The following is an 18,214-nucleotide window of genomic DNA, read 5'->3' on the forward strand; positions in this document are numbered from 1 at the left end:
CGCCCGGTTCGCTGCCGCCGGGTCGCACAGTTGAGACATGCATACACGCCCCGCAACCACACCGTCCATGTTCTCCGACTCCGACGAGGCCGACGCGGCCACCGCGATCCCCGAATCCCAGCGAATGCTCTACGCCTACCGGTCCGTCGTCTTCAACGGCGAACTGCGCGACGAGAACGGAATGGAGATCATCTCCCGACTCGTCCTCCTCTCCGCCGAGGACCCGCGCTCCGATATCCACCTGTGGATCAACTCTCCCGGAGGCTCCGTGCCGATGATGCACGCGATCGCCGACACCATCGCCGCTCTGCCCAACGACGTGGTCACGATCGCCTTCGGGTGGGCCGCCTCGGCGGGACAATTCGTTCTCAGCATGGGAACGCCCGGACGACGCCTCGCCCTGCCCCACGCTCGCATCCTCCTCCACCAAGGATCGAGCGGAATCGGCGGAGCCGCCGCCGACATCGAACTCCAGGGCGATGACCTCCGATCGGTCAGAGACACCGTCCTGCACCGGATCGCCGAGGCGACCGGAAAGACCTACGACCGCATCTTCGAAGACTCCCTGCGCGACCGGTGGTTCACCGCAGAGGAGGCGATCGAGTACGGACTCATCGATCGCGTCATCGACTCCCTGTCCGACCTGCGAGCTCAGATCGGAGGAAGCCGATGAGCCAGTACACGATCCCCAATGTCGTCGACCGAACCGGTGGCAGCGAGAAGATCGTCGACGTCTACTCGCATCTGCTCGGCAATCGCATCGTCTACCTCGGCGTGCCCATCGACGACGGGGTGGCGAACACGATCATCGCGCAGCTGCTCCACCTCGATTCGAGCAGCCGGGACCTGCCGATCAGCATGTACATCAATTCCCCGGGCGGCTCCCTGACCGCGATGACGGCGATCTTCGACGCAATGCACCACATCGGCGCGCCCGTGGCCACCACCTGCGTCGGGCAGGCCGTCGCCGATGCGGCCGTGCTCCTGGCCGCCGGAGAACCCGGCCAGCGGGCCATGCTCGCCCACGCCCGCGCCGTGCTGCGACAGCCGCATGCCGAAGGAGCGCGCGGCACGATCCCCGACCTCATCGTCGCCGCAGACGAGATCGTCCGGCAACGGCGGGACGTCGAAGAGATGCTCGCCGACAGCACCGGTCGGACCCCGGAGCAGATCCACCGTGACTTCGATCGCGACCTCGTCCTCGACGCGAAGGCGGCGCGGGACTTCGGACTCGTCGACGTCATCCTCTGACCGCGTACTCTCACCGAGGTGGGCGGAGATACTCCCCGAGGATGACTACGGCGTCCGGTCCGGGTCGCTACGATCGGAGAATGAGACCGGACCGTCCAGACCGCCGCGCACGCCGACGAGTCGTCCTGCTCACCGTCGCCGCAGCGGTGCTGCAGCTGCCGTTCTCCATCGTCCTCGCCGCGGCGACCGAGACGTCTGCGGCCGCGATGATCATCCGCATCGGCACCGCGGTCCTCTCACCGGCGATCTTCTTCGTCTCAGCACGGTGGCCCGGACCGCGCGTGGCCGTACTGGCAGGGCTCGTCCTCCTCGACGTCCTGGTGTGGGCGGCGGCGACTCCTGATCCGGGCCCCGGCAGTTTCGGCATGGGACCGGGTGCGTGGAGCGACCGCGGTCCCTGGACGCCCGCGGAGGCCGGGCCCGGGACGACGCCGTTCTACGCCGCCTTCCTCTTCGCCGTCGTCGCCGCGATCGTCCGCGGAAGTGCAGTCTGGGCGATCGCCTCGGCGGCGGGAGTCTGGGCGGGCTGCCTGCTGCTGGGTCCCCTGCTGGGGATCGACTGGTCGGTAGGACGGGTGGTCTCGGCGACGATGGGGCTCGCCATCGCCGTGGGCATCGGCGCATTCGTCCGCCGCCGCAGCGAGCTCCGTCGGCAGGAGGCAGCCCAGCAGAGCGCACGCCACGCCGAGGTCGTTCAGGCCGAGCGACTGCGCATCGCCCGGGATCTCCACGACGTCCTCGGCCATGCTCTGTCCCAGATCAACGTCCAAGCCGGAGTCGGCGAACACCTCATCGACCGCGATCCGGAACAGGCACGGTCCGCACTCGCGGCCATCAGAGAACTCAGCCGCACCGGGCTCAACGAAGTGCGCACCGTGCTGCATACGATGCGCTCCGACACGGGTGCTGCGGAAGCCTCAGAACCGGCGCCCTTGGCTCCGGTCCTCGGACTCGACGCCGTTCCGGCGCTGGTCTCCCGCCTCGTCGGCTCCACTGACATCAGGGTGGACGATCGGCGGGATACGGACGCCGAGGGAGTGAGAGAGACACCCGGCCAGTCAACGGACGCAGCCGCCTATCGGATCATCCAGGAAGCACTGACGAACGTGCTCAGACATGCCGGCGCCGGCAGCGCACGAGTCGTCATCGCACGGAACTTGGATCGGCTGCAGGTGAGCATCAGCGATGACGGGACAGGACTCCCAGAAGGAGTCGAAGGGACGGGAATCATGGGCATGCGCGAGCGGGCGAAGCTGCTGAAAGGGTCACTCACCCTGACCTCGAAGGGTCGGCAGGGCACCGTCGTCGACGTCGACCTCCCCTGGAACGCCGACCATGCAGAGCTGCCAGACGAGGAGCCGCATCGATGACACCGATCCGAGTCGCCATCGCCGATGACCATCAGCTCGTGCGCGCCGGCTTCGCCTCACTGCTCGATTCCGAAGACGATATCGAGGTCACGATCCAAGCCTCCGGCGGGAACGCCCTGCTCGAAGCACTGCGCACAGCACCCGCCGACGTCGTCCTCATGGACATCCGCATGCCCGACGGAGACGGACTGTGGGCGACGGAGGAGATCGCCGCCGATCCGCGGTTCGATGCCGTCCGCGTGGTGCTCGTGACGACCTTCGGACTCGACGAATACATCGTCCGCGCCGTGCGCGCCGGGGCCAGCGGCTTTCTGCTGAAGGACACCGACCCGACCGACCTCATCCGCGCCGTGCGCGTCGTGGCCGCCGGTGAGGCCCTGCTCTCGCCCGAAGTCACGAAATACCTGCTCTCCCGCATGTCCTTGGGGCTGAAGGCAGAACCCGACTCCGGGCTCGACGTTCTCACCGACCGCGAACGCGAAGTTCTCGCGCTCGTCGGCCGCGGTCAGTCGAACGACGAGATCGCCGAATCGCTCGTGCTCTCCCCGCTGACCGCGAAGACCCATGTCTCGCGCATCATGACGAAGGTCGGGGCCAGAGACCGCGTCCACCTCGTCGTCCTCGCCTACGAATCGGGGCTGGTGTCGCCCGGTTGGCTGAACGAGCACTGAGTTCTGCTCCGTGCGGAGCAGCGCAGGTGACTCCCTTCGGCGGATTCGCAGCGACCGGCTTGCGGTGTGTCATTGATGTCAGGTCCACGAACGGCGTGGACACCCGCCAAGGAGGCATCATGCACATGGAACACGGACCGCTGGCCTGGCCGTTCTTCTTCCTCATTCCGATCTTCTGGGTCCTCGTCATTGGACTCATCGTCACCCTCATCGTGACCCTCAACCGTCGCCGGTGGCGGCAGGCCGGGGGACCGCCGTGGGCGGCTGCGGCACGAGAGGGAACAAGGAGCGCCGAGGCGACTCTGGCCCAGCGCTTCGCCCAGGGGGATATCGAGGAGGCCGAATATCGTGCCCGACTCGAGGTGCTGCGGGCGAACCGGCTCGAGGCCGGGAACGGCTGAGCCGTTCAGGCTGCGAGGGCGAGCCGTACCTGACCCGCTGCCGGCGGAGCAGGTGCGGCTCGCGTCATATCGGTCGCCGACAGCAGCGCGGTCGCAGGGACCCCGGAAGTCAGGCCGAAGGCCGCGAGCACGAGGACCTGCGGCAGCTGGAGCTCGAGCACCTCGGCCACTGCCTCGATGACCTCCGACGACGGGTCCTTGAGCCCGCGTTCGATCTCGGAGAGGAACTGGGTCGAGACCCCGGACCGGTGGGAGACCTGAGCCAGGGTGAGACCCATATCGGTGCGGCGCAGTCGGAGAGCGCGGCCGAGCGCCTCACGCCACAGCGGCGGCGGGGTCGGGCTGTGCGGGAGCATGTCGGTCATGGGGTGAGCCTACGGTCGGTAGGGCCGCCTCGGCGAGGGTTTCTGCTGTCAGCAGATGAGGATGACTGACGTGAAGTGGCTCACAGGTGTTGCGGCAACGGCAGTAGGTTAAGTTAGGCTGGCCTACGTTAATGTCGAGGGGTCCTATCAGGCTCCGACCACTGTCGAAAGGACAGGAATGTCAGTTCCTCACAGCCGCCGGGCCGTCATCGCCGGAGCGCTCGTCGCGCTCTCGCTCACCGCCACCGCCTGCGGGCAGGGATCGCAGGCCGCGGAGGAATCCGGGTCCGCGAATTTCGAGACCGCGACGATCAAGCACGCACTCGGTGAAGCGGTCATCGAATCCGAGCCCGAACGCGTCGTCACCCTCGGCCAGGGATCGACGGAAACTGCGATCGCTTTGGGCAAGACGCCGGTCGGCATGGAGGAATATGCCTGGGGATCCGATGACACCGGCTACATGCCGTGGATCTACGAGGCCGTGAAGGACAAGGGTGAGAAGCTGCCCGAACAGTTCCAGGGGGATACGGAACTCGACGTCGAAGCCATCGCCGAACTCGAACCGGATGTCATCCTCGCCCCCTGGTCGGGAATCACGGCCGAGCAGTACAAACAGCTCGATGCCATCGCCCCGACCGTGGCGTACCCGAAGCAGCCGTGGACGATCAAGTGGGATGAGCAGATCACCACGATCGGCAAGGCGCTCGGTCAGGAAGAGGAATCAGAAGGCCTCGTCGACGACATCAAGACGCAGCTGAAAGAGGCGAAGCGAGAGGAATACAAGGACCTCACATTCTCCTTCATCTACAACTCGGGCCCCGGCACCCTCGGCGTCTTCTACCCCAACGAGCAGCGGGTGGCGATGGTCTCGGCGCTCGGGCTGACCCCGGATCCGATCATCGACGAGCTGAAGAAAGACTACGACGAGCCCGGAACGGATTCAGCGCTCATCGGTCTGGAGAATGCGGACAAGCTCAACGATTCGGACCTCATCTTCACCTTCTACTCCGATGAGAAGAACAGGAAAGAGATCGAATCGCAGGGACTGTATGCGAATATTCCGGCGATCAAGGCCGGGGCTGTCGTGGCTCCGGATGATCAGCCCTTCGTCACCGGATCCTCGATCATCAACCCGCTCACCGTCCCCTGGACGCTCGAGCGCTATGTGCCGATGATCGACAAAGCGGTGAAGAAGCTCGACAAGTAAGTCGTCGGCGAGGAGCCTGCCGCATCAGTCAGGCAAGCAAGCTGGGCGCTCTCAATCGAGGGCGCTCAGCTTCTTCCATTCATCCCAGGAGTACACCCAGTCCGAGATGTCGCTGTCATTGGTCGACAGGCTCACTTGGGAACCGGTGACCTCGACGGGATCACCGAAGATCGCGGAGTCGTAGTACTCCTTGGCCCGTTCGGTGGTGAGATTGATGCAGCCGTGGGAGACGTTCTGCGAGCCTTGGACGCCTGCCGACCACGGGGCGGCGTGGATGAATTCTCCGTTGTTGTGGATGCGCACAGCCCACTGCACATCTGTCTCGTAGTCCCATTGTTCGGAGGTCATCGTATAGTCGGCGGCCTTCGACATGACCACATGCGTGCCGTTGTAGGACGGGGACTTCGGTGCGCCGAGCGAGGCAGGGAAGTCCATGACGGTCTTGCCGTCACGAGTGACGGTCATACGATGGGACTTCGCATCGGCCTTGACGACCTGTTTGCGTCCGATCTCGAAATCGAGGGTGAGGTCGTTCTGACCCACGCTGTTCTCGCCCGTCGGCACATCCTTGAGCGGGACGTCGACGGAGACCTTCGAATGAGCGGGCCAGAATTCCTTCGGGCGGAAATGCAGTCGGGACTGCGGATCGTCGTAGAGCCAACCCCAGGAGCCCTCGACCTCCCGCTCCTTGCCGTCTTCATCGGTGACCTTGACCGAGAGGCGGCGTTCGACATCGTCGCGGAAGTCCTTGGATACGGTGGAACCGAAGTTGAGCATGATGGGGGCGGCGACGCCGACCGTCTGATCGTCGGCGAGCGTTGTGCGCACCGACATCGGGGCGCCGTCGCTGTCACCGACGGTGATCGTTGCGTCGAGGTCGACTTCGTCTCCGTTGGCAGTGGTGGCGGTGACTTTCACGGTGTATTCGCTGTCGGCGACGAGGCCGTAGGTCGAGATCCAGGCGGCGGATTCGTCCGGGGCGGCGACCACCTCGGCGGTGTCCTTGGTGTCTGTTTCGGCGTCCTTCGAACCATCGTCGGCGGTCCCGGACTCGGTGGAGCTCGGCGTCGACGAACCGGCCTGGGCGTCGTCATCTGCCTCGAGCGCGGTGCCCGAAGCGTCGAAGAACGTGCCGGGATCGTGCGCGATCCGGGGGTGGGCCTCCTCGGTGACGGAGATGTCACTGAGGTCTGCGTTCTCGACTGAGATGCCGATCCGCTGGCCGGCCTCGAGGTCGATGTCGTCACCGGATTCGGTCACCTCGCCGAAGTCCCCGGCGCCGGGCATCGCGGTCGCCGCATCGACGGACTCACTCGGCTCAGCTGAGGAGGTCGCATCGCTGGGCTGCGAAGACGGCGTCGATTCGGACGCGGATTCTGCTGCCTCGGAGGTGATGGCTCCGACGCGGAACACGGGATCCGCGGCCGCCTCGGCGGTCTTGTTCGCGCCATTGCGGGTCGCGTCGGGATCGTCGCTCGACGGTGTGCACGCCGTGAGCAGGGCCAGTGCCGAAAGGGCGGCAACGGCCCCTTGGATCTTCGTGGACAACAGGGAAACCTCGTTTGAACACAGGGATGAGAACTGAGAATAATGGTAATGAAGCAAAATCACGAAAGTATTAACGCTTTCGCTTCTTCGCCCCGATTCCGGCGCTCGGAGGGCCGTGTAGGCAGAGCTGACCTGGGCAGATGGGGGAGAGGGGGAGTTGTGGAATTGTGATGTTGGGGAATAGAGGACTCCCCGTGCACCCGACAGAGCTCGCTTACCCTTGCTGCCTTCCGGCCCTGGGGGAGTTCACAAGATGACGCCGCACGGGGAGCCGTGAATCAGTCTAGTCGAGAGCGGCCTCGGTGGACAAAACGAGTGGGCGGGGCCACAGGATTACGACAAGGACACTGTTATCCACTCGTGACAAAAACATCATCTGACCGGGACATTCACTGGATAGTGTGGACGCATCCTCGTTTCCCATCCCTAAGGAATCATGCACATTTTCCGCAGAGCGGTTCTGCCGCTGGCCTTCCTCCTCGTCCTCATCCTCATCGCTGTATTCCTCGGCTGGATCGCCTTCAAACCGGCTGCCGACGACGAATTCGACGATGTCGGTGCCAGTGGGGAGCCGGCGGAATCCACCATCACCGCCGAACGCGGCGACATCTCCAACACAATCGAGGTCAAGGGACGCATCAACGTCGACTCCCCGACTGCGGTCAAAGCCGACCACGACGGCGTGGTCAACCATCTCTTCGTCAAGCCCGGTGATGAGGTATTCAAAGGCGCGGAGCTGTTCCAGGTCAGAAGCGAGGGTGAGCAGGAGGCGCCCGAAGAGCCGGACGGCGGCAGCGACGGTGCCGAGACAGCAGACTCGGATGGCGGGGATGAGGCATCGGGAGGTGACCCGTCGACCCCGGCCAAGCCGAAGTATCATTCGGTGATCGCTGCGGAAGACGGCACGGTGGGTGATTTCTCCGTCGAGCAGGGTGACACAGTCTCTGCCGACACCCAGGTGACCGAGCTGCTGAAGAAGACCTTCACCGCCAAGGCACCGATCAAGGCGACCGATCTCTACCGGGTGCAGGAGCTTCCGGACACCGCGAACATCGCGATCGACGAGGGCCCGAAGCCCTTCGACTGCACGGGTCTCAGACTCGACCAGGGGCCGGGTACAGCCTCGGCATCGTCGTCGACGAGCGAGGAGGAGTCCGAGGACCCAGGGGCTGAAAGCGCAGGTGACGACGGTTCTGCCGCCGAAGGCTCGGAAGGAGGTTCCGGAGACGGTCCGCAGCTGATCTGTGCCATCCCCGACGATGTCACCGTCTACAACAGCCTCGATCTCACTATGACCATCGATGCGGGAGAGGCGAAGGACGTCATCGTCGTTCCGGTGACCGCGGTGCGCGGACTCACCGAGAAGGGATCAGTCTGGGTGACCGGAGACGACGGCAAGTCCGAGGAGCGCGAGGTCGAGATCGGCCTCAACGACGGGTCCATGGTCGAAGTGAAGTCGGGCCTGGAAGAAGGTGAGGAGATCGATGAATTCGTTCCCGGCACCGAACCTGAAGATGAGAGTTCCGAGGGCGGCATGGATGGCGAGTTCGGCGAGGGAGAGGACTGGTGAGCCGCCCGGAGCCGACGGCGGCAGAGACTCTGCTCTCGCTGCGGCATGTGTCGCGTTCGGTGCCGATCGCTGACGATCAGCTGCTCACGATCCTTGCCGATATCGACCTCGAGGTGGGGGTGGGGGAGCACATCGGCATCGTCGGTCGCTCCGGCACCGGCAAATCGACGCTGCTCAACATCCTCGGACTCCTCGACGCGCCGACGACCGGGGATATGGAGTTCGCCGGTGAACCCGTGCAGAAGATCTCCCGGAACAGGGCCGCAGCGATCAGAGGACGTGACATCGGATTCGTCTTCCAGCAGTTCAACCTCCTGCCCGGACGCACTGCGGTGGAAAACGTCGAAGCCCCGCTGATGTACGCCACCGGACGGGAGTTCCGCAATCGGCGGAGATCGGCCGAAGCCATGCTCGAGCGTCTCGGCCTCGGCGACCGGATCGAGGCGAAGCCGAACCGTCTCTCCGGAGGTGAGCAGCAGAGAGTCGCGATCGCACGCGCGCTGGTGCGTGAGCCGAAGCTCGTGCTCGCCGACGAGCCGACGGGCGCCCTGGACGTTGAGACGGGGCGTCAGGTCATGGAGATCCTCGACGGCATCACCAAGGACTCGGGGGCTGCGCTCATCACGATCACCCATGATCTCGGGGTGGCGAACATGGCCACTCGACAGTTCTCGCTCAGTCAGGGGTGTCTCCATCCGGTCCTCGACGGGGCCACCGCCGAGGCGCTGGCGGGTGAGAGCCGATGATCACAGGATTCGCCGCATCGCTCGTCGAAGCCTGGCAGGAACTGAGGGTGCACAAGGTGCGCGTGCTGATGTCCCTGATCGGCGTCGGCGTGGCAGTGTGTGCACTGACGCTCGTCGTCGGGTTCGGGAACATGATGCAGAAGGGCCTCGCCGACTCCTACGAGCAGCAGGGTGGTCGCGCCGCGACCTACACCCTGAGCCTCAATCCGACCGAGTCCGAGATGGGCGAATCCGAGGTCGAGAAGGTCCGGTCAGCACTCGACGAGACCGCCGACCGTTTCGGAATCAGCCACATCTCCGCCTACGGTCAGGCCGAAACCACGGTGCCGGGACCGGCTGGCACCATCAGCGCCTCGATGTACATCGTCGACCCGGATTTCGACGTCATGCGCCGACTCTCCGTCGATCACGGCAGGTGGTTCACCGCCGGTGACGCCGCGAACCTGTCGCCGGCCGTCGTCGCCGATGAGACTTTCCTCAGCGAATACGGCATCGACCCGACTTCCCTGCCGGCCACGATCGAGCTGTCCGGTTCCCCGAGGAAGACGGCCACGGTCATCGGTTCGGTGCCCTCCTCCGAATTCCAGGAGTACGGGGAGATCTACGTCCTCAACGGGCAGGAGAAGCAGTTCGCCGCAGACGCCTACGCCGTCACCGAATTCGAGATGTGGGTGCCGCCCGAGGTCGGTGAGGAGCTGAGCAAACAGGTGACGAGTGATCTCAGACGGCAGCTGCCCGGCTTCGACGTCAGTGCGGACAGAACCGATTTCGCCTCGGACATCGATGAAACACTGGGTCCGGTGAAGAACGTGCTGTTGGTCATCAGCATCCTCATTCTCTTCATGGGTATGCTCGGCCTGCTCAACATCTCTCTTGTGACGATCCAACAGCGGATCAGGGAGATCGGCATCCGCAGATCCTTCGGGGCGACGAGTCGGCGCATCTTCTTCTCCGTGATGATGGAGAGCGTCGTCGCGACGACCATCGCAGGCGCTGTCGGCGTTCTCATCGCCGTGCTCGTGCTCAAGGCGCCGCTCGTCGCTGAGTTCATGTTCGACGGTGCGAGTACTCCGCAGGTCCCGATCTCTGCCGCGATTGTGGGCATGCTCGTCTCGGTCGGAGCCGGAGCGCTGGCAGGATCGGTGCCTGCTGTCGTCGCCACTCGGGTGCGGATCATCGACGCGATCCGAGCCTGAGGAGTGCCAGAGCGCCCGTTCCGAAGGCCAGGCACAGCCCGACCTGAACGAGGCATGCCACGGCGAAGGCATTGTCATAGCCGAGGCTGAGCGTGAAGACATGGAAGAGCGCTCCGAGCAGCGCCACGCCCACGGCGATGCCTGCCTGCTGCATCGTTGCGATGAGACCGCCGCTCAGCCCGGCCACTCGGTCGGGGACCGCTCCGACCACGGTGCCGACTAGAGGACCGAACTGGAGAGCCTGAGCCGCGCCGAGGACGACTCCCGGAAGCTGGAACCACAGATTCCATTCTGTGGCTGGGGCCGTCGCCGACGCCCAAGCCACCCCGAGAAGGCTGATCGCCTGCAGGGTCGTGCCGAGGACCATCGTGCCGGGCCCGCCGAGTCGACCGACGGCCCGGGGGACGAGGAGAGAGGTGATGAGGAAAGCTGCGGCGAAGAGGCCGAGCGTGAGTCCGGAGACGGCGGCGGGGTCACCATGGCCGGTCTGCGATGTGAGCGCGAAGTTGTAGAGGAACGTGCCGAAGCCGGCGAAGAACACGAAGGCCATGAGCATCCCGATCCATGCGGCAGGGATGCGAACCACCTGCGGCGGAATGAGGGGGTCACGTCCGGCCGCCTCGCCGCGGTTCTGCCAGAGTGCGAACGCGGTGAGAGCTGCAGCGCAGGCTGCCAAGAGGGTTGCGGGCAGCGGAAGCCAGCCGGTGACCGGTCCCAGCGCCAGTCCGGTGACGAGGCTCATCATGCCCACGCCGAGGAGGATTGCGCCGGGGACGTCGAGGGGTGCCGGGTCGATGCTGCGTGATTCGGTCAGACGCAGGGAACCGAGATAGGCGGCTGCGGCGGCGAGCGCGCAGCTGAGGAACGCCGCCCGCCACCCCCAGGTCTGGCCGAAGAGGGAGATGAGTCCGCCGCCGAGGACCTGACCGCCGACGGTGCCGACTCCGGAGAATGCGCCGAAGAGGCTGATCGCCTTCAACCGTGCGGCCCCGGACAGCGAATGCTGGAAGCTCGCGAGGATCTGCGGCATCATCACCGCCGCTGCCGCACCCTGGGTCGCGCGAGCCACGAGCAGGAAGAGCGGATCGGGTGCCATTCCGACGGCGATCGAGGTGATGACGAGCGCGCCCGTGCCGATCATGAACAGGCGGCGACGCCCGAAGCGGTCCCCGATGCGACCGCAGAGGATGAGGCCGGAGGCGAAGGCGGCGGAGAACAGACCGACGATGAGGGCCGAGGTCGCATCACTCGTACCGATGTCGGCATGCACCGCGGGGATCGCGACGTTTGAGACGGAGAACATGAATGTCGCGAGGAACGCACCGAGGTGGAGCGGCCAGAGCACCGGGGCGGGATGGCCTGCGGTGGGGGCGGGGTCGACGTCGGGTGTGTGATCGGGAGCAGCCTCGGCGAGGGCCGAGGTCGGAACCGCCTCGGCGGAGGTCGATGATGTCTGTGTGTGGGAATCTCTCATGGATCCAGTCTGCGATGGGCCGCGGGGGAGTGGGAGGGCGTGTTGATGGTGTTGGTCACACCACCAGGTTGAGAGTGGTGACGGGGTGGAATGGCGTGAGCGTCGGGCGGACAATGGAGGCATGGCACAAGTGAGAACCGAGGAGCTCGGACGATTCCTGCGTTCGCGACGCAACCGGGTGCGACCCTGCGAGGTCGGTCTTGCGGCCGGCGCCCGGCGGAGGGTGCCGGGACTGCGGCGCGAAGAGGTCGCTGTGCTCGCGAACATCGGCACCAGTTGGTACACCTGGCTTGAGCAGGGGCGCGAGGTCCACCCCTCGGAGTCGGTGCTCGAATCCATCGCCGAGGCGCTCCTGCTCGACCGTGAGGAGCGTGCCCATCTCTTCCTGCTGGGCGGATACCCGGATCGAGTCGCGAACCCGGGGGACTCGGCGGTGGGAGAGCAGATGCGCACCTTGCTCGACGAACTGCTGCCGCTGCCGGCGATGGTCACTGATCCGCGGTATACGATCCTCGCCTTCAACTCCGTCGAACGGTATCTCGCCTCCGACCTCGAAGCACTCGCTCCGGCCGACAGGAACTGCGCGATCCAGTCCTTCGAGAGCCCGGAATGGGCGCGGACCTTCCACTCCGACGACGGCCATCGGGCGCAGGTCGTGGCGAAGCTGCGTGCCTCGTACGCGGAGTCGATCGACGATCCCGAGTGGTCGCCGCTGCTGTCGCGGCTGCGCAGGAATCCGGAATTCTGCCGCCTGTGGGATTCGGGAACGGTCGGTCGATCCGTCGGGCGGGTCAAGACCATTGAGAACCCGTATGTGGGCACGCTCAAGCTGACGATGACGACGCTCATCGCGCAGGAGAACCAGAGGCTGACGCTCTCGGTCTATCAGCCGGTGGACACGGTGACGCGGTCCCGATTGGAGACGCTGCACGGCTGGATCAACGACGGCAGCATCGAACGCAGACGGGAGGACGGGGCGCAGCCGTCGGCAGAACGGCATCTCCGCGCCGTCGCGGACTGAACCGTGTGCCGTCGGGTGACGAGGTCGCGTGTTCACCTGCGGGAAGTGGGATGCTTCACACTCGGCCACCGCGATTTCGCATTGTCGTCATGACTCGGATAAGCTGATTCGCGGAGGATTCGCCTAGTGGCCTATGGCGCTCGCCTGGAACGCGGGTTGGGTTAACGCCCTCAGGGGTTCGAATCCCCTATCCTCCGCCACGGAAGTCCCGGTCTCGCAGTTGCTGCGGGCCGGGACTTCGTCGATTCACCGGCGGCGGACCTCCATGCCGGTCGCGGGAGGCTCGTATTCGGACATCCCACACCGATTGTGACAGTTCGCACCATTCGTGCCACCTACTACCGGTGCTTTCGCGTCCCTCGGCGGTCCTGGCTCAACGCACCGGTGCAAAGAGGTGGTGTGCCGCCAAGGGTGAGGGATGCGGAGCTGGGTGCAGCGGAGCGCAGCTGCCGGAAGGCAAATCGCATGACGGTTCGTGGCGGAATGCGTCATTGTGACGGCATGCGTCGGCCCGCGAAGTCTGCCCGCCGTGTGTGGTCTGCGTCTCAGTAGTCTGGCACGGCACACCCGCACACATGATATTGCACACCTGCACACATCACGAGCGACTGAAGGGAACTGGCCCGATGACGTCGCAGCAACCGGTCCGGCGCGGACGCCTCGCGCAGCGCACGACCCGCGGGCACGGTGCTCATGCCAGTTTCGATGGGAAGGGACACACAATGACGAACCTCCACGCCAACCCGATCTATACCGGTGAACCCGAAGACCTGAAGTTCGCCTACTGGGTGCCCAACGTCTCCGGCGGCCTGGTTGTGTCGAACATCGAACAGCGCACCGACTGGGGCTACGACTACAACGTCAAGCTCGCTCAGACCGCCGAGGCGGTCGGCTACGAATACGCGCTCAGCCAGGTCCGCTACCTCTCCAGCTACGGCGCGGCCCAGCAGCACGAATCGACCTCCACGTCACTCGCGCTCGCCCTTGCCACTGAGAAGCTCAAGGTCATCGCCGCCATTCATCCGGGCATCTGGGAACCGGCCGTGCTCGCGAAGTTCATCCTCACCGCCGACCAGTTCACGAAGGGCCGGGCCGCCATCAACGTCGTCTCCGGCTGGTTCAAGGACGAATACACCCGCCTCGGCCTGCCGTGGCTCGAACACGGCGAACGGTACCGCCGGTCCGCCGAGTTCATGGATGTCGTCCGCAAGCTCTTCACCGAGGAGAACGTCGAGTACCGCGGCAATTTCTACACCGTCGACGACTTCACCCTCCGCCCCGGCCCCTACCCAGTCGAGGGCCGCCCCCACCCGGAGATCTTCCAAGGCGGAAACTCCTCGGCCGCTCGCATCAACGGCGGCAAACACGCCGACTGGTACTTCTCCAACGGCAAGGACTTCGACGGCTTCCGCGAACAGTACGACGACGTCACCGAGGTGGCCCGAGCGCACAATCGGAAGGTCCGTTTCGGGCTCAACGGGTTCGCCATCGTCCGCGACACCGAGGCCGAAGCCCGCGAACAGCTGCGCGAGATCATCGCCAAAGCCGATGAAGGCGCCGTCGAAGGATTCCGCAAATCCGTCCAGCAGGCCGGAGCCTCGACTCACGATAAGAAGGGCATGTGGGCGGATTCGAGCTTCGAAGACCTCGTCCAGTACAACGACGGCTTCCGCACCCAACTCATCGGCACTCCCGAACAGGTCGCCGACCGCATCATCGAGTACAAGAAGATCGGCGTCGACCTCATCCTCACCGGCTTCCTGCACTTCCAGGAGGAACTCGAAGCGTTCGGCAAGACCGTCATCCCGATCGTTCGCGAGAAGGAAGCCGAACTCGTCAACAGGGGACTGCTCACCCCTGCCGGAGTCTGACCCTGGAGGCGAGTTTCCCTCAGGCCACGCTGAATGACGCGGACTTGAGCTTCAGCTTCGTTCGCAGCTGATCGCCGGTGAGGCTCGCGGTCTTCCCCTTCACCGAGGTGGCTTTCACCGTCTTCACCAGACCTGAGCCGGTCTTCGCCACCGTCACAGACCGGACGTCTGCCAGCCCGAACGCCCGTGCCATGTCGGCCTGCTTGGCCGTCACCGACCACGAGGCGTTCGGGTTCTGCGCAGAGGCATACTTCGACGGAGAGTCATCGACCGAGACCAGGTACGGCACAGCCGACCCCCACACCTCGGCAGCCGAATGCGTCTTCGACCCCGCCGACGACGAGTAGACAGCATCGATGAGCCCGCCCTTGTAGGTGATGAGGCGCGCCGACTTCACCGTCGACCCGCTCGTGGTCTGTGTTGCGGCCACCGCCTTGCGCCACGGACCGGAATCGCCTGCATTCTCATGAGTCCACCCGAGGAAACGCTGCGAGGCCACCTCGTCATAGACGTTGCACCCGCAGGCCGGCTTCACCGCACCGAGATTGCGGTAGGCATAGGTGCGCGAAGCGATGGCCTGAGAGCGCAGGGCTTCGGACTGCCACGATGCCGGCATCTCGGCGATGCCCGGCAGATATTCCTTGTTGAGGCCCACCACGTTGATGACGTTGAGCGAGCTCTTCAGCTGACCGATCTCGAGCCGTCCGTGCCGGTAGGTGCCGGTCGCCCCGTTCTGGGCACCGCTGACCGACACCGTCGTCGCCGACGAACTCTTCCAATATCGGGTGCCCTGCCATTCGAGGGTGAGCTTCGATCCCGAATAGCTCTTCGACCCGATGATCGCCTTGACCGAACCGGACGAGGTCCGTTCGATCGTGACCTTCGAGGCCGATTCGATGGTCTTCGACCCGACCTTGACCCGCAGACGGCCGGACCGCGGAGAGACCGTCACGGACTTCTTCCCGGTCAGCAGCTGCACCCTGAGACTGGCGTCGGCGTCCTTCGACATCGTCGTGACCTTGGCCCCGGTGTAGTAGTGCTGCAAGATCTGCGTCGATGACTTTCCGGCTGCCGCCATTCCGCGCGCTCCGTACTGGCTCATCCCGACTCCATGGCCGAACCCCGACCCCTTGATCGTGAACGACGACGGCGCCTTCGTCAGCGTCACTTTCGCCCCGGACTTCGCCGTCCACACGATCATGCCTTTCTGGAACTTCTGCCGGGTCTCGGACCCGGACCGGTACTCGTTGCTCGTCGGATAGCCGAGCGGACCGCGTTCCCACCCGGACTTCTTCCACGCCGTGCGGATCGCACCCAGAGTCGCATGGGCACCGGTGGCCTTCGTCCAATGGATGCTGCCGTGCTTGAACGACTGATAGCAGCCCTTCTGGATCAGCGTGCACCGCTGCGGGCCGACCGCTGGGCCGAGCTTGCCGGAATTCCCGCCGAGCGATCTGTGCATCGTCCCGATCGCGCCCGAGGTCGAATAGGCGGCATGTGCCGGAGGCGGTGTGGAGCAGAGAAGGAGAAGGAACCCGATGAGCAGTGACGCGAGGGCAGGAGTCGTCGCCTTGACGAACGGGGAAGCTGGCATGAGTAGATCATAAGCGCGGCTGTCAAGACCCCGGGTGACGAACAGACGAACTCCCCGAAACGATCGTTACGGGGAGTTCGTCGCCGAGGCGTTCGACCTCGGCGAAAGAGGCATCGTTCCTGCTCAGCTCAGCTTGTCAGCGATCGCCTGGTTGAATGCGTCGAGGTCGCCGGGGTTGCGGGAGGTGATGAGGTTGCCGTCGACGACCACCTCGGTGTCGGTCCAGTCGGCGCCGGCGTTGATGAGGTCGGTCTTCGTCGAGATGAAGGACGTCAGCTTCCGTCCCTTGGCCACTCCCGCCTCGGCGAGGATCCACGGGGCATGGCAGATGGCCGCGACAGGTTTGTCGGCAGCGAAGAACGCTTTGACGAGGTTGACGGCGTCCTCGTCCAGACGCAGAGCGTCGGCGTTGAGGGTGCCGCCGGGCAGGACGAGGGCGTCGAAGTCATCGACCGAGGCTTCGGCGACGGGAACGTCGACGTCGAAGGTCTCGGCGTGCTCCCAATCGCCTTCCATCGCCTGCAGTGTTCCCTCGGACGGGGAGACGATGACGGTCGTCGCCCCGGCCTCGTCGAGTGCCGCGCGGGGACTGGTGAGTTCGATCTGCTCGACGCCGCGGGTGAGGAGGAATGCGACCTTCTTTTCGGTGATGGCCATGATGGTGCTCCTTTTCTCTGTGTTCCGGAAATGCTGTCTGTCGTGAAATCTGTCTGTCGTGGGAATTGAGCCGCCGCGGAACTTGGGCCGGCGCCTCAGGTCAGATGGGCTCGCTGCTGGTCGGTCAGCGGCTTCGCGGGGAAGCGCAGCAGCACCTTGCCTGCCGGGTGGGCGGTGAGCAGATGCCGGTAGGCGTCGTGGACCTCTTCGGCGTCGAAGACCCGGGCGATCGGGACGTGGACATGGCCGTAGGCGATGGCCTGGCCCAGCCAGACCATGTCATCACGGCGGGCCCTGGCTTCGCCGTCGATGCTCACCCCGTACTTCTCCGCGACCGTGGGGCCCGCACCGATCGAGACGATGCGGTCGGCTGGGATGCCGAGGTCGATCATGCCGGTGATCTCGTCCTCACCCTGCGTCGAGTACGCGGCCTGGATCCCGTCGGTGGCGAGTTCACTGACTCGGTCCCACAGGCCCTCACCATAGGTGACGGGTTCGATCCCGAGGCTTTCCAAGAGAGCATGATTGCCCTGGCTGGCGCTGCCGATGACCCTCGCCCCGAGGTTGCGGGCGAGCTGGGCGACGATGATGCCGACGCCGCCGGAGGCCCCGGAGACGAAGAGAGTGTCGCCTTCGCTGAGGCGCAGGGCGCGGATTCCGGCGACGGCGGTGCGCCCTGCGACGTAGAGACCTCCGGCGGTGTCGACGCCGAGTCCGCGCGGGATCCTGTCGAGCCTGTCGGCAGGATCGGTGATGAGAAGCTGTTCGGTCTGCGCCTGCTTCGGCAGCCCGCCGTAGACGAGGTCTCCGGGCGTGAAGTCCGTAACGCCTTCGCCGACCGAGGCGACGACGCCGGAGAAGTCCACGCCGTTGCCGGAGGCAGTTTCGACGGAACCGAAGCGACCGCCCTGGAGCATCTTCCAATCCAGGGGATTGAGCCCGGCATAGAGGACGGTGACGAGGACCTGGCCCTCGCCGACCTCGGGGAAGGCCACCTCGGCGAGGTGAAGCTGATCGATGTCTCCGTTGGAGGTGTACTGGACGCGTCTGGTCATGCTCTGCTCCTCATCGGTGGGCGAATCAGTCCGACTGACGAATCGGTTGGGGGCCCGACCTGTTCCGTGGCCCACATCAGCGACAACACCACAGGAAGCCGACTTGTTCCACGACACGAATGACCGCACTCCCCGGGCCGCAGCGGGCCAGGGGAGTGCAGTTGGGGATGCGCGGAATTCGTCAGGCGAATCGCGGCTGCTCGAGGGGAGCGGATCA

At 65.2% G+C, this 18,214-nt stretch carries 17 protein-coding genes, 1 tRNA gene and 1 other RNA gene; 12 read left to right on the top strand and 7 right to left on the bottom strand.

The genetic code is table 11. The features are described from left to right. The first annotated feature begins 67 nt into the window (after positions 1–67). The 5 genes from ACOZ9V_RS04680 (at position 68) to ACOZ9V_RS04700 (ending at position 3,693) form a co-directional block, all read left to right on the top strand. Positions 68–673, top strand: coding sequence for a ClpP family protease (locus tag ACOZ9V_RS04680; RefSeq protein ID WP_219922253.1), 606 nt, complete (start codon positions 68–70; stop codon positions 671–673). Then, complete coding sequence (locus ACOZ9V_RS04685) at positions 670–1,251, top strand: ClpP family protease (RefSeq protein ID WP_139469351.1); 582 nt, start codon at positions 670–672, stop codon at positions 1,249–1,251. The genes ACOZ9V_RS04680 and ACOZ9V_RS04685 overlap by 4 nt, the downstream gene beginning before the upstream one ends. A gap of 80 nt (positions 1,252–1,331) precedes the next feature. Beyond that, positions 1,332–2,621, top strand: coding sequence for a sensor histidine kinase (locus ACOZ9V_RS04690; protein ID WP_181270968.1), 1,290 nt, complete (start codon positions 1,332–1,334; stop codon positions 2,619–2,621). Continuing rightward, positions 2,618–3,292 carry a response regulator transcription factor gene (locus tag ACOZ9V_RS04695; protein ID WP_139469353.1) on the top strand — a complete coding sequence of 225 codons (675 nt, stop codon included), beginning with the start codon at positions 2,618–2,620 and terminating at the stop codon, positions 3,290–3,292. Before ACOZ9V_RS04690 ends, ACOZ9V_RS04695 begins: the two co-directional genes overlap by 4 nt. 119 nt (positions 3,293–3,411) lie before the next feature. Continuing rightward, positions 3,412–3,693, top strand: a complete 282-nt coding sequence (locus ACOZ9V_RS04700) for an SHOCT domain-containing protein (RefSeq protein ID WP_139469354.1) — start codon at positions 3,412–3,414, stop codon at positions 3,691–3,693. Between the two features lie 5 nt (positions 3,694–3,698). Here ACOZ9V_RS04700 and ACOZ9V_RS04705 read toward each other — a convergent pair whose 3' ends face one another. Beyond that, positions 3,699–4,058: a helix-turn-helix domain-containing protein gene (locus ACOZ9V_RS04705; RefSeq protein WP_172174064.1), complete on the bottom strand. Its 360-nt coding sequence runs from the start codon at positions 4,056–4,058 to the stop codon at positions 3,699–3,701. A gap of 178 nt (positions 4,059–4,236) precedes the next feature. On the opposite strand from ACOZ9V_RS04705, the gene ACOZ9V_RS04710 reads away from it, so the two are divergent. Beyond that, the gene (locus ACOZ9V_RS04710; RefSeq protein ID WP_181270967.1) at positions 4,237–5,265 is read left to right on the top strand and encodes an iron-siderophore ABC transporter substrate-binding protein; all 1,029 of its coding nucleotides are present in this window, start codon (positions 4,237–4,239) and stop codon (positions 5,263–5,265) included. A gap of 51 nt (positions 5,266–5,316) precedes the next feature. On the opposite strand, the gene ACOZ9V_RS04715 is transcribed toward ACOZ9V_RS04710, so the two are convergent. Together ACOZ9V_RS04715 and ffs are read right to left on the bottom strand one after the other, a co-directional pair. Then, positions 5,317–6,813, bottom strand: a complete 1,497-nt coding sequence (locus ACOZ9V_RS04715) for a L,D-transpeptidase (RefSeq protein WP_434594073.1) — start codon at positions 6,811–6,813, stop codon at positions 5,317–5,319. Between the two features lie 180 nt (positions 6,814–6,993). After that, positions 6,994–7,089: signal recognition particle sRNA small type (gene ffs / locus ACOZ9V_RS04720), an RNA gene on the bottom strand. Between the two features lie 160 nt (positions 7,090–7,249). On the opposite strand from ffs, the gene ACOZ9V_RS04725 reads away from it, so the two are divergent. From ACOZ9V_RS04725 to ACOZ9V_RS04735, 3 genes are read left to right on the top strand one after another with little or no spacing between them, the layout of a single operon-like run. Next, entirely contained in the window at positions 7,250–8,383 is a 1,134-nt protein-coding gene (locus ACOZ9V_RS04725) for an efflux RND transporter periplasmic adaptor subunit (protein ID WP_181270966.1), read from the top strand. Continuing rightward, on the top strand, positions 8,380–9,129 hold the full coding sequence (locus ACOZ9V_RS04730; protein ID WP_229664009.1) for an ABC transporter ATP-binding protein: 750 nt from the start codon (positions 8,380–8,382) through the stop codon (positions 9,127–9,129). The genes ACOZ9V_RS04725 and ACOZ9V_RS04730 overlap by 4 nt, the downstream gene beginning before the upstream one ends. After that, positions 9,126–10,325 (top strand): ABC transporter permease, encoded by a 1,200-nt coding sequence (locus ACOZ9V_RS04735; protein WP_434594078.1) that lies wholly within the window; start codon positions 9,126–9,128, stop codon positions 10,323–10,325. The genes ACOZ9V_RS04730 and ACOZ9V_RS04735 overlap by 4 nt, the downstream gene beginning before the upstream one ends. Here ACOZ9V_RS04735 and ACOZ9V_RS04740 read toward each other — a convergent pair. Then, entirely contained in the window at positions 10,303–11,799 is a 1,497-nt protein-coding gene (locus ACOZ9V_RS04740; RefSeq protein WP_434594081.1) for an MFS transporter, read from the bottom strand. The genes ACOZ9V_RS04735 and ACOZ9V_RS04740 overlap by 23 nt on opposite strands. A gap of 121 nt (positions 11,800–11,920) precedes the next feature. Between ACOZ9V_RS04740 and ACOZ9V_RS04745 the strand changes: the two genes are divergently transcribed. From ACOZ9V_RS04745 to sfnG, 3 genes are all read left to right on the top strand, one after another. Further along, positions 11,921–12,820 carry a helix-turn-helix transcriptional regulator gene (locus ACOZ9V_RS04745; RefSeq protein WP_434594084.1) on the top strand — a complete coding sequence of 300 codons (900 nt, stop codon included), beginning with the start codon at positions 11,921–11,923 and terminating at the stop codon, positions 12,818–12,820. A gap of 112 nt (positions 12,821–12,932) precedes the next feature. Continuing rightward, positions 12,933–13,020: transfer RNA gene (locus tag ACOZ9V_RS04750), tRNA-Ser, on the top strand. A 522-nt stretch (positions 13,021–13,542) separates the two neighbouring features. Further along, positions 13,543–14,691: a dimethylsulfone monooxygenase SfnG gene (sfnG, locus tag ACOZ9V_RS04755; protein ID WP_139907154.1), complete on the top strand. Its 1,149-nt coding sequence runs from the start codon at positions 13,543–13,545 to the stop codon at positions 14,689–14,691. A gap of 19 nt (positions 14,692–14,710) precedes the next feature. Here the strand turns inward: sfnG and ACOZ9V_RS04760 are convergent, their stop codons facing one another. The 3 genes from ACOZ9V_RS04760 to ACOZ9V_RS04770 all read right to left on the bottom strand — a co-directional run bounded on the left by ACOZ9V_RS04760 (position 14,711) and on the right by ACOZ9V_RS04770 (position 17,997). Further along, positions 14,711–16,285 (bottom strand): SpoIID/LytB domain-containing protein, encoded by a 1,575-nt coding sequence (locus tag ACOZ9V_RS04760; protein WP_434594087.1) that lies wholly within the window; start codon positions 16,283–16,285, stop codon positions 14,711–14,713. Between the two features lie 123 nt (positions 16,286–16,408). Further along, positions 16,409–16,942, bottom strand: a complete 534-nt coding sequence (locus ACOZ9V_RS04765; protein WP_181270961.1) for a type 1 glutamine amidotransferase domain-containing protein — start codon at positions 16,940–16,942, stop codon at positions 16,409–16,411. A 95-nt stretch (positions 16,943–17,037) separates the two neighbouring features. After that, positions 17,038–17,997, bottom strand: a complete 960-nt coding sequence (locus tag ACOZ9V_RS04770) for an NADP-dependent oxidoreductase (protein WP_181270960.1) — start codon at positions 17,995–17,997, stop codon at positions 17,038–17,040. Positions 17,998–18,214 lie beyond the last annotated feature (217 nt).

The sequence above is a fragment of the Brevibacterium sp. 1718 genome (assembly GCF_051131255.1).
GTDB lineage: Bacteria > Actinomycetota > Actinomycetes > Actinomycetales > Brevibacteriaceae > Brevibacterium > Brevibacterium sediminis.